At 67.4% G+C, this 11082-nt stretch carries 12 protein-coding genes; 6 read left to right on the top strand and 6 right to left on the bottom strand.

Annotated elements, in window-relative coordinates:
• The first annotated feature begins 259 nt into the window (after nt 1–259).
• The gene (locus tag LWF15_RS35495) at nt 260–1069 is read left to right on the top strand and encodes a class I SAM-dependent methyltransferase (RefSeq protein WP_232815399.1); all 810 of its coding nucleotides are present in this window, start codon (nt 260–262) and stop codon (nt 1067–1069) included.
• 3 nt (nt 1070–1072) lie between these two features.
• Here LWF15_RS35495 and LWF15_RS35500 read toward each other — a convergent pair whose 3' ends face one another.
• A complete protein-coding gene (locus LWF15_RS35500) occupies nt 1073–1648 on the bottom strand; it encodes a MarR family winged helix-turn-helix transcriptional regulator (protein ID WP_232815400.1) in 576 nt (191 codons plus the stop codon).
• Between the two features lie 97 nt (nt 1649–1745).
• Here LWF15_RS35500 and LWF15_RS35505 point away from each other — a divergent pair, with 97 nt between their 5' ends.
• Entirely contained in the window at nt 1746–2498 is a 753-nt protein-coding gene (locus tag LWF15_RS35505; protein ID WP_232815401.1) for a hypothetical protein, read from the top strand.
• On the opposite strand, the gene LWF15_RS35510 is transcribed toward LWF15_RS35505, so the two are convergent.
• Nucleotides 2447–3604: a patatin-like phospholipase family protein gene (locus tag LWF15_RS35510; RefSeq protein WP_332879965.1), complete on the bottom strand. Its 1158-nt coding sequence runs from the start codon at nt 3602–3604 to the stop codon at nt 2447–2449. The genes LWF15_RS35505 and LWF15_RS35510 overlap by 52 nt on opposite strands.
• A 101-nt stretch (nt 3605–3705) precedes the next feature.
• Here LWF15_RS35510 and LWF15_RS35515 point away from each other — a divergent pair, with 101 nt between their 5' ends.
• Nucleotides 3706–4755 carry an ROK family protein gene (locus LWF15_RS35515; RefSeq protein WP_232815403.1) on the top strand — a complete coding sequence of 350 codons (1050 nt, stop codon included), beginning with the start codon at nt 3706–3708 and terminating at the stop codon, nt 4753–4755.
• Here the strand turns inward: LWF15_RS35515 and LWF15_RS35520 are convergent.
• Nucleotides 4752–4964, bottom strand: coding sequence for a hypothetical protein (locus LWF15_RS35520; protein WP_232815404.1), 213 nt, complete (start codon nt 4962–4964; stop codon nt 4752–4754). The two genes, LWF15_RS35515 and LWF15_RS35520, sit on opposite strands and share 4 nt — an antisense overlap.
• A 131-nt stretch (nt 4965–5095) precedes the next feature.
• Between LWF15_RS35520 and LWF15_RS35525 the strand changes: the two genes are divergently transcribed.
• A complete protein-coding gene (locus LWF15_RS35525) occupies nt 5096–6133 on the top strand; it encodes a DUF1996 domain-containing protein (protein WP_232815405.1) in 1038 nt (345 codons plus the stop codon).
• A gap of 70 nt (nt 6134–6203) precedes the next feature.
• Here the strand turns inward: LWF15_RS35525 and LWF15_RS35530 are convergent, their stop codons facing one another.
• A complete protein-coding gene (locus LWF15_RS35530) occupies nt 6204–6932 on the bottom strand; it encodes a nucleotidyltransferase domain-containing protein (protein WP_232815406.1) in 729 nt (242 codons plus the stop codon).
• Between the two features lie 105 nt (nt 6933–7037).
• Here LWF15_RS35530 and LWF15_RS35535 point away from each other — a divergent pair, with 105 nt between their 5' ends.
• Nucleotides 7038–7943, top strand: coding sequence for an LLM class flavin-dependent oxidoreductase (locus tag LWF15_RS35535; protein ID WP_408624694.1), 906 nt, complete (start codon nt 7038–7040; stop codon nt 7941–7943).
• Here the strand turns inward: LWF15_RS35535 and LWF15_RS35540 are convergent.
• Nucleotides 7940–8437 (bottom strand): hypothetical protein, encoded by a 498-nt coding sequence (locus LWF15_RS35540; protein ID WP_232815408.1) that lies wholly within the window; start codon nt 8435–8437, stop codon nt 7940–7942. The genes LWF15_RS35535 and LWF15_RS35540 overlap by 4 nt on opposite strands.
• A gap of 156 nt (nt 8438–8593) precedes the next feature.
• Between LWF15_RS35540 and LWF15_RS35545 the strand changes: the two genes are divergently transcribed.
• Complete coding sequence (locus LWF15_RS35545; protein ID WP_232815409.1) at nt 8594–10237, top strand: methyl-accepting chemotaxis protein; 1644 nt, start codon at nt 8594–8596, stop codon at nt 10235–10237.
• Between the two features lie 87 nt (nt 10238–10324).
• On the opposite strand, the gene LWF15_RS35550 is transcribed toward LWF15_RS35545, so the two are convergent.
• Nucleotides 10325–11082 (bottom strand): hypothetical protein (locus LWF15_RS35550; protein ID WP_232815410.1); only part of this gene is annotated, 758 nt, incomplete at its 5' end.

Raw genomic sequence — 11082 nt, forward strand, 5'->3', positions numbered from 1 at the left:
ACCGGCGGGCCAATGACTTCTCCTTGCGGCGTAACGGTCTAAGTCTCTTCACCCATGACAGCGACCGAACAACACATGCCTCCTCCGCCGCCGGCGCCCGCCTGCTCGCCTACCCGCATGCCCGCCGGCCTTCGAAACGCGCGCCGACAGGTCGACCACTGGCCCGCACCCGCACCTCGCAGGCGACTGAGCCGTCACCGAATCTCACATCGCAAGATGGGACTCTCACTATGCGAGAAGCTCGAGTACCGTCACGGGCATGTCCAACGCTGCCAAATACACGCATGGCCACGCCGAGAGCGTGCTGCGATCGCATCGCAGCCGCACCGCGCAGAACTCCGCCGTCTATCTGCTCCCGCATCTGAGGCCCGGGCTGCGCCTGCTCGACGTGGGCAGCGGGCCGGCAACGATCACCGCTGATCTGGCCGAATTGGTTGCGCCAGGTACGGTTACAGCGACCGAGATGAACGAAGAGGCGGTGGCGATCACGCTCGCCGAACTGGAGCGGCGGGGCGTGAGGAACGTCGAGGCGGTCGTGGCCGACGTACATGCCCTGCAGTTCGAGTCGGATTCGTTCGATGTGGTGCACGCGCACCAGGTGCTGCAGCACGTCGCCGATCCGGTGGCGGCGCTGCGCGAGATGATCCGGGTCTGCCGCCCCGGCGGTGTGGTGGCGGTGCGGGATGCTGACCACAGCGGATTCGTCTGGTACCCGCAACTGCCCGCTCTGGATCAGTGGCTGACGCTCTACCAGACGGTCGCGCGGACCAACGGCGGCGAGCCGAATGCCGGACGGCGGTTGCTGGCCTGGGCACACGCGGCGGGCGCGGCCGACGTGACTGTCTCCTCGTCCACCTGGTGCCACGCCGAGCCCGAGTCGCGTGAGGGCTGGGGCGGCATGTGGGCCGACCGCATCCTGAATTCGGCCATCACGCAACAATTATTGACGAGTGAACTGGCCGCCCAGCGCGACCTGGAGTCGATCTCGGAGGCCTGGCGGGAGTGGGCCGCGCACGAGGACGGCTGGATCAGCATCCTGCACGGCGAGGTACTGATCCACGTGCACTGACGTTCAGCGGCGCTCGTCCATGAACACCATCGGCACCTCGTTGTCGGTGACCACCCGGCCGAGCAGCGCGCTCAGGGTGTCGCGCTCGGCCGGGTCCAGACTCTTGGTCAAAGCGTCTACGCGGCGGCAGGTTCCGGCGTAGAACTTCTCCGCGGTAGCGGATCCGGCCGGGGTCAGCGAGACCACCACGGCCCGGGTGTCCACCGGGTCGGTCGCACGCTCCACCAGACCGTTCGCCTCGCTGCGGTTCACCAGGCCGGTGAGGCTGGACTTGGCCAGGCTGAGGGTCTGGCTCAGTTCGGTCATGCCCAGCGGACCGGGCATGAGCACGCAGATCAGCACGCCCTGCTGCGGGGTGATGCCGTGTTCACGGGCGGAGTCGGCATACACGCGCTCGATCAGGAACGACCCGCGCACCAGCGCCGGCACCACGCCCATCCCGTCGGACTCCAAACGCATCCCACCGTCGGGCTTCACGCCCATACCGCCGCCGGTCTCCGCGCCCATCCCGCCGTCGGACTCCACGCCCATCCCGCTGCGGGTCTCCGCGCTCATGCCGCCGTCGGACCTCACGTTCATCGCCCGAGGATATCCGACCGTTCGTGCCGCGAACGACTATCCACAGGCGCCCGGTCGAGGCCGGTGCCGGACCACGTTCGGTGGCTATCGTGCCGTTATGGGGGAAATCGAACAGCCAGAGCCCACCAACTCGGGCCTGGCGTGGGACGAGGCGCAGAACCGTCAATTGGCCGAATGGCTGCAGCAGGGCATCAGTATCGGCGAGATCGCCAACCGTATGGGCCGCACCTCGGGGGCGATCCGCAGTCAGGCCGTCCGGATGGCGCCGGCCGATCTGGGGCTGGGGGCCGGGGAGGTGATCGGCTGGCTGCGGGTGCAACTGCGCCACGGTCACGACTGGCGAAAGACGCTGGAAGAGCGGTCGATGCGCCCGTCCCGCAACGGCGAGCGCTGGGGCGGGCAGGAGACCGAGCAGCTGGTCGAAGAGCTTCGGGGGGAGGCGTCGTGGCAGGCGATCGCCAACGCCCACGAACGCACCAAGGGCGCGATCATCGCGCAGGCGGCCAGAATGCTGGTGCTCACCGAGAAGACGGTCGAGTGGTCGCGTTCCCGGCGGGCCGAGCAGCTGCGTCTGGAGCTGCGCGAGCAGGCCGACTACGACTGGCGCCGCGCCCTGCTCGTCGACCAGGCCTCCGGCCGCTCGCCGTCCTGGGTGTTCATCGTGGTCGGAGCCTCACCCGACGGCGCCTGGCACGTGCGGGCGGCGGCCACCGAGGCGGCTGCCGCCCGCATCCGGAGCGAGGCCGGGGTTCCGGCAGGCACCGAGTGGGAGACGTTCGAGCGGCCGGTGCTGCCCGACTACTCGGTGAGTTCGGAAGACGAGAGCGAGGTTTCGCCCCTCGACGCCTGACCAGGATCAGCCGCGGAGCGCGCGGAGGTCTGCTCAGCGGCCTCGGGCTCAGGCATGGGCTCAGGCATGGGCTCAGGCATGGACTCAGGTCTGCTCCCGGACTCACGCCTGCTCCCGGGCTCGAGCCGACGATCTGGCCTGCTCTCCGGTTCGGGCCAGGGCCGGTACTCCTGCTCCAGCATCGCCAGCATGTCCTGTCGGCCCAGCTCCGCCGTGGCCTCCAGAACGGCCGCGTCGAGCGTGGTGCGGGCCGTCACGATGGTGCTCGGTGCCACCGTCCAGGTCGTGCGCCGCTCCAGCGCGTTCTCCGCCTTCAGCCGGGCCAGCAGGGCTGCATAGGTCTCGCTCGGCCGGCTGATGTTGTCCTTCACGAATCGTGCCTGACCCCGGGCCAGCATCCGGCCGAGCATCCGCATCGGCGTGCTCAGGTCGTCCTGCTTGAAGTCGAACGACCGGGTCATCACCACCAGGGCCTCGGGCACGCCCAGGGCCAGGGCCTGGTCCACCGGTACCGGGGCCACGATGCCGCCGTCGATGAAGTGCCTTCCGGTCAGCCCGCCCCCCAGGGCGATCCGCTTGTTGTAGAGCGCGGGCAGGGCGGCCGTGGCGCGCAGCACCTCGAGCAGGTCGTGCCCGTCGCGGTTGGAAACCGTTACCGCCTCGGCCGTCTGGGCGTCGGTCAGCACGGTGATCAGCGGAGCCGCCACGGCGTCGAGCGCGGCCACGTCCAGCGGGCGGCGGCGCTTCAGCACCTCATCCACCAAGAAATCCACATCCACCACCCGCCACAGCCGCCGGGGGTTGATGAACGAGCTGTGGCTCAGCTCGTCGACGTAGATGCGCAGGCCCTCGTTCGCCTGCCCGGCCAGGAAGTAGGCGCCGTTGATCGCCCCCGCACTGCTGCCCACGACCACCGAGAAGGCGTCCCGCAGCCCGGCGTCCTCCAGTACGGCCAGTGCCGCCATCGAGTACACGCCCCGCATCCCACCTCCCTGCACCACGAGAGCCGGCTTCTGCGCCTCGGCGGCCGAACGGGTAAGACGCGACAGATGCTCACCGAGTTTCAGGACGGGCCTCCGGGAGAGATGTGCAGGGATTTTCCGCACTCTAAACCGGACAAGACGCCCTTGAGTCAAGGATCAAGGTCGGTAACACGCCTGAGGATCGGACCAGCCCGCCCGGCGGCCCCGGAGCCTAAGCTTTTGCCGTGACGCAGCCGCCAGCCATCCGCACTCCCGCTTCCTGGGTCGTCGTCGGTCTCGACAACGGGGGCACCACCGACAATGCCACCGTGCTGGACGCGACCGGGCAGTTCCTGGTCGACCAGCTCGTCGAGATCCCCAGCCGGGTGCTCGACGGGCCCGAGCTCGCGGTCGAGGCCCTGGCCGACTCCTTCGAGAACATCTGCCGGATCACCAACACGCCGTTGACCCTGGTCAAGGCGGTCGGTCTGGACACCCCGGGCCCGGCCAGCGCGGCCGGCGTGATCTCGTCCAAGGGCGCCACCAACTTCTCGGCGGTCAGCTGGCACGGCTTCGACATCCGGGCCGCGCTCGAGCGTCGCCTGGGCCTGCCGGTGGTCTACAACAACGACGCCAACGCGGCCTCGCTCTACGCGCACCACCGGCACTTCGGCCCCGACGAGGCGATGCAGAAGTCATCGGTGGCGGGCATCGTCGGTACCGGGTTCGGCGGCGGCGTGGTGCACGACGGCCGGGTGATCAAGGGCGTCGCCGGGATGGCCGGCGAGCTCGGGCACGTGCAGATCCCGGTGCAGGACGTGATCGAGTCGGACCAGCCGATCCCGCGCTGCAACTGCGGCTTCCTCGGCGACGTGGAGAGCCTGGCCTCGCTCACCGGGATCAAGAACAACCTGCTGCCTTACTGGCTGCCCAAGTTCCCCGACCATCCGCTGGCCGGCGAGTCCATCTCGAGCGCGGCCAAGCAGCTGCGCGGCTACGCCGAGCGGGAAGACCCGCTGGCCCTGGCCGTGTTCGGGCAGCAGGCCAAGGCCATCGGCAAGCTCTTCACCATCGCCGCCAACTTCACCGACCCCGACGTCTACTTCGTCGGCGGCGGCGTGGTCGAGGCCGCCCCCTCGTTCCGGCAGTGGTTCCTCAACACCGTGCGCGAGCACACCCAGCTGCGACAGGAGCAGATCGCGGCCGCCAACTTCGCGCTGGTGCCGGACCTGGACATGGCCGGTGCGCGAGGCGCCGCCGTGGCTGCGTTCGACGCGGTGGTGGCCGACCGCTAGGGCTGAGGGGCTCGATCGAGCACTTCCTGCGGGAGGACGGTGCTCGCGAGCTCGAACCGCATGCCGAGAACTTTTCCGTGCTTGTCCAGATCGAAGAACAGGAACGCCTCACCCTGCAGACGGAACATCTGATAGGCCGGGGACTCACGCTCGTCAGCCCGGTCCACCAGGTGCAGGTAGGCCTCGTCGCCGTCACGCTCGTAGGTCATGTGCATTCGTTCAGAGTGCCCGCACTGGGACCTTTGGACTACGGGATATTCGCCAGTTATCGCTTGACTCTCGTCCGACACCTGAGAAGACCCCTCGTCAGGAGGGGCCGGTGGAGGAGGAGTAAAAGCTCGTGGCAGAACGTCGCAGGAAGCTGCGCCCGGTGCGCGTGGTGGTTGCTGTGCTGACCGCTCTGGTGTTGGCAACGGTCGCCGCGGTGGCCCTACGGATCGGTCCCGGTAACGCCGCCGAGTTGTCTGCCGCTGCGGAGTCCAACACCGTGCACCACTCCGCCGCCCCCAAGGGCAAGTGGATCAAGGTGGACAAGAAGGCCTGGCAGGCCCAGCTGGCCGAGTTCAAGAAGGTCAAGCCGCGCAAGGTCCCGGCCACCGCCAAGCAGAACCCCGAGTTCAACGCGACCTGCAAGTACAGCCACTCGGGCAAGAACGACCCGATCGTGTTCCCCGGTCAGAAGGGGAAGTCGCACATGCACTCCTTCGTCGGGAACCGCAAGACCAACGCGACCACCACCCCGGCCAGCCTGATGAAGTTCACCGCGACCAGCTGCGTCCCCAAGAAGGACTTCTCCTCCTACTGGGTGCCCACGCTGACCAGCAAGAAGACCGGCAAGGCAGTGCAGCCCAGCGAGTTCATCGTCTACTACGGCAGCCTGCTCGACGACAAGAACAAGAAGAAGACCATGCCGATGCCGAACGGCATGCGGATGATCTACGGCGATGCGAGCAAGCAGGTCAAGACCCCGGCCGGCTCCCGCGACGCGTTCTACTGCTCGGGCGGCCCGGTCGAGGGCAAGACCCGCAGCACCGACGGCAACTGGCCGGTCTGCGGCGACGGCGGCACGGTGCACTTCATGATGCGCTACCCCGACTGCTGGGACGGCAAGCACCTGGACAGCCCGGACCACAAGTCGCACGTGGCCTACGGCTCGATGGGCGACTGCCCGAAGAGCCACCCGGTGCGCATCCCGGCGATCACCAAGTCGATCTACTACCCGACCGGCGGCTCCAAGGAGGGCTTCACGCTCTCCTCGGGGATGGCGTCCTCCATGCACGGTGACGTGTTCATCGCCTGGGACACCAAGACGATGGCCGACCGGGTGAAGAGCTGCGTGCGTCAGCTGGTCACCTGCGCCAGCAACGGGAAGTTCTGAGCAGACGGCAGATCGGGGCAACAACGCCTGTAGTGCACAGGCTTTGTTGCCCCGATGTCGTTTGCCGGGCTCAGGACGCCAGCCGATCCTTGAGCACGCCGATCAACGGCCCTGGATCCACCGACTGCGCGAGAACCTGGTCAACGTTCTGCAGCCCGGCTTCGGCCAGGAGACGCTTCTCATTGGTGACCCACTCTCCCCTTGAAGCCATGACCGAATGGGCATATTCCGTCGCTGCCACAGCGATCAGGCCCAACCCCTGCAGAGCCCGGCCCTGCGCGACATGGCCACTCTCGGCATAACCGAGGTGCATCCGCGCCCGGCCCAGCCACTGCTGTGACGCCGACTGACGCAACGCCACGGGATACTCCGCAACCACCGGCAGGGCACCCCGAAGCACTCGGTTGATCGCCAGCTCGGCCACCACCAGGTAGGTGGGGATCCCGGCCAGGTGAAACATCAGAGGCTGGATGTCGAACTCACCCCGGGCAGCCCTCTCGACCTCTCGTTCCACCACCGCGAGATCCCGGTAGTGCACGTCCACCGATTGCCCTTGGACCTGCAACCAGGCACCGCCGTTGAAGACCCCGCCACCCCATCCACCGATCTCGGAAACCTGACCCTCGTAGCCCATCTCGCGCAACGACTGCGGATCGAACTCGTCGCGGTAGTAGATGCCGAGGTCCCAGTCGCTGTCCGGCCGGGCCGTGCCCTGTGCTCGGGAACCTCCGAGCGTCACCGCTTGCACGCCCGGCAGCTCGGCCACCCCGTCCACGACTTCATCGATGAAGCTCTGCATGCGACGGAGTCTAGGAGCGCCCCCGAGCGGCAACCATTGCTTTTCGTGCCACGAACTATTACGTTTCGTGACACGAACTAAATGGTCTGGGGGATGAACATGAGCTTGAGCACCGCAAGGGTCGTCTTCGGATTCGGTGCAGACTCGGCCGATCCGGTACGCCTGCTGCCCAGCGTGCAGTCGGCCGACCGCCTGGGGCTGGACCACTTCTCCGTCTCCGACCACCCCTACCAGGCCAAATACCTCGACGCGTACGCGGCCCTGGCGTTCCTGCTGGGCCGGACCGAGCACATCTCGGGCTTCGTGAACGTGACCAATCTGCCCACCCGGCCTCCCGCGGTCCTGGCCCGCACGATCACCACCCTTTCGACCATGACCGGCGGACGTGTGGCGCTGGGCATGGGAGCGGGCGGCATCTGGGACCGGATCACCGATCTAGGAGTCGATCGGCTCTCCCCCGCAGCCGCCGTCGAGGCGTTCGAAGAGGCCATCGTCCTCATCCGGCAGCTCTCCTCCCCCGGGCCGGCCGTGACCTTCTCCGGAAAGCACTACCGGGTGAATGCCATTGACCCGGTCCCGATCGCTCCACTGCCCATCTGGACCGGCTCGGTCGGGCCACGGTCGCTGGCCGCCACCGGAAGGGTTGCCGACGGCTGGATTCCGGGGCATGCCGCCGACTGGCTGAGTGAAAGGTTCCGCCAATCGCGTCCTTTGGTTGACAAGGCCGCCGTAGCCGCTGGACGTTCGCCCGCAGACATCCGAACCATCTACAACCTGGCCGGCAACATCACTGCCGAAGACCTTCCTCGAACAAGGGACGATTCAGGTCGCTGGGTCGGCGGGTCGCCTGAGCAATGGGTCGAGGAGCTGACGTCTGCGGTTCTTGAGCACGGCGCCGGCGGCTTCACCTTGTTCACCGGGAACTTCGGATCCCTGGACGAGCGAAGCCTGAAGGTCTGGGCCTCGCAGATCGCACCGGCCGTGCGCTCTGCTGTGGCCGCTGCTGATTAGGCCTTGGACTGCATGTACCAGGCCGTGATCGCACCCAGCCACACCTTCTGGCTCTTGGCTGCCGAGGCCGGCGGCTCGCTGAAAGCGGCTTTCGGCCTATCTGCAGATGTGCTCAGCACACGCACCGACTCCAGCGAAACCTCGAAGTGCTTCTCCAGCAACGTTGCGCACAGGTTTGCCGTGTCCTGCGCGTAGGCGCGCTGCCACCGGCACAGCACGGGCAGGGCGGCCTGCGCGCGTTCAAGCTTCGGCCGGAACGGCATCGTCCAGGGGAACGACCGCATCGCCGCCTTCGCTGCGAACGCCTGGGCGAACGTCATGTCGTCGGTGGCGACGAAGGTGACCCAGTAGAAGAGCTGACCCGCGTTGACCACGTCGATGCGCAACCTCAGTTCGTTCGGGCCGGCAACCAGTTCCACATGGTCCAGGTCGGCCTGCTTGAGGTACGGCACGAGGTCGGCCTGGAAGCGGCTCTCGGGTACGTCGGTGGTCACCGGAGCATCATGTCGGACCTGTGAGCGCGGCCCAGAATTTGTACCGGCCGGTGGTGCTCAGTCGCGGCCCCCGGCTGCCGATACCGGATCGAGCAGTTCTGAGTCTTTGGCAGTTCGACTAGGAGGCCCCCGTTGAGTGCGAGCCCGAATGCTTCCGTGGGCAGGTCCCCGGAGGCCCGGTCCTCCTCACCCGTCCAGCGATTCCTGGACCTTCGGCTGATCGTCAAGATCCTCACCCTGGTCGCCGTGGCCCTCCTGCTGACCGTGATCGTCGGTTACACCGGGCAGTCCGCGGTGAACAACGTACAGGCAGAGGCCACTGAGACCGTTGAGCAGACTGTGCAGGAACTGGTTCTGGTCAAGGACACCAATACTGCTCAGGCCCGACTTCGGCGCTACGTGCTCCAGACCGGACTCGCCTACCGCCCGGCCGACATCGAGGCGGCTCAGAAGGGCATGGCGGAGGCAGCAACCACCGTCACCGACGCCCTCAATCAGCTCAACTCACAGGATCCGACACCGGAGCAGGGGCAGTTGCTCACCGATGCGCTGGGTCTGGTCGAACGGATGCAGACGGTCTACCAGGAACAGCTGGCGCCGCTCACTGAGTCGACCGAACCGCTCACGGGAGCTCAGTACCGCGAACTGGGCGATCTCGTGAATGGAGACTTCGGGACCGCTGCCGACGAGGCGCGCGCCAAGGTCAACGCGCTGGGCGAGAGCTACAGCGAGGAACTGACCAAGGCGGTGGCCGAGGGCAAGTCCACGGCCCGCTCGGCCGTGGTGAAGATCTGGCTCTACACCGGTATCGGTGCGGTGCTACTGGTGCTCTTCGGCTACTGGATCGCCAAGGCGGTCGCTGGTTCGGTGGGCCGGGTGCGCGACGCTCTGGACGCCCTGGCCAAGGGCGACCTGACCCACAGCGTTCGGGTCACCACCAAGGACGAGGTGGGTCAGATGGCCCTCTCCCTCAACGTCGCCCAGGCCTCGCTGCGCCAGGCCATGCAGGAGATCGGCGGCACCTCCACCACCCTGTCCGGCAGCGCCGAGGAACTCTCGTCAGTCTCCCAGCAGATCGCCTCCGCCTCCGAAATGGCCACCTCACAGGCCAATGCGCTGGGCGCGACCTCGTCTCAGGTCTCCAGCAACGTGCAGACCGTCGCCGCCGGCACCGAGGAGATGTCGGCCAGCATCCGCGAGATCGCCCAGTCGTCTTCGGAGGCCGTGCGGGTGGCCGGCTCAGCCGTGTCCGAGGCCGCCAAGGCCGGCGAGACCATCGGCAAGCTGGGCGCCTCGAGCACCGAGATCGGCAACGTGGTCAAGGTGATCACCTCGATCGCCGAGCAGACCAACCTTCTCGCCCTGAACGCGACCATCGAGGCCGCCCGCGCCGGTGAGGCCGGCAAGGGCTTCGCCGTCGTTGCCGAAGAGGTCAAGCAACTGGCCCAGGAGACCGCCCGGGCCACCGAGGACATCTCCAGCCGGGTCGGCGCCATCCAGGAAGACACCCAGGCCGCGGTGCACGCCATCGAGCGCATCACCCAGACCATCGAGGACATCAACTCTTTCCAGACCACCATCGCCTCGGCGGTGGAGGAACAGACGGCCACCACCAACGAGATCGCCCGCACCATCGGCGAAGCCGCCAACGGCTCGGCAAGCATCGCCACCGATGTGCAGTCGGTGGCCAACGCGGCCCAGGCTTCTGGCCAGGGGATCGCCGAGGCTCAGCGGGCCTCCGCCGAGCTGGCCACCTTGTCCACCAACCTGCATGCGCTGGTGGAGCGGTTCCGGTACTGAGGCCGGCTTTGGTGGGGCTGGGCGCAGCGCAGGGCCAGGTCACTGTGGCTCTACGTATGAACAAAGTGTCGCCAGGGTGCAACTTGTTCATGCGTAGAGCGCACAACCGGCCCCACATAGGCGCGGGCGCCCAGCCCAACCCCGCCTGATGAGCACCTCAGCAAGTTCGGCAGCAACCAGGCACGGCTGCTTCGTGACATCCCGCCACCCGTAACGCAGCACGACCTCGCCGGCAGCCACCACCGCATTGTCTCTGCGCATGTCGCGAAACGCCTCCGACGCCGGATGCGCCTCGCGCCCGTCCAGTTCGACCACCACAAGCTGCACCTCGTACCGAACATCGCGGTACCGTTTGTGGCCGTCGGGCTCGACCCTGGGCTGGTTGCGCACCCCTCTCGGAAGCCCGTGGTCACATTCGACCCGGCGGAAGAACACGGACTCCAAAGGCGACTGCACTCCCGCGTCGAGCTCGCCCAGAAGATCACCGAGCAGACGGCGCCAGCGAAGCCGTTCTCGCGTGGCCAGCGCCGCCCGCACCCGCGCGGCCGTGGTCAGGCGCTTCTGCAGAGTGCCGAGCACCAGGCCGCTCACCGCCTCGGCCTCGGCCTCCCGTCGAACGACGTCGAGCAGAGCATGCTCAATCCTGAGCCGGGGCGGCGATTTCATATAGTCGCCACGATCCGCCAGCTTCCGAGCCTGACGAGCGATCATCCCCTTCTGAGCCCGGATCTGCCGAGGAGCCGGAACGCAGATCTCGATCTGGGCCGGTGCTTTGGCCAACGCCTGCGAAAGCCACAAGGCCGTTCGCCCGCCGGCCAGCGCTCCGGCCCTGCCGTACAGCACAG

This window comes from Kineosporia rhizophila, assembly GCF_021277265.1.
GTDB lineage: Bacteria > Actinomycetota > Actinomycetes > Actinomycetales > Kineosporiaceae > Kineosporia > Kineosporia rhizophila.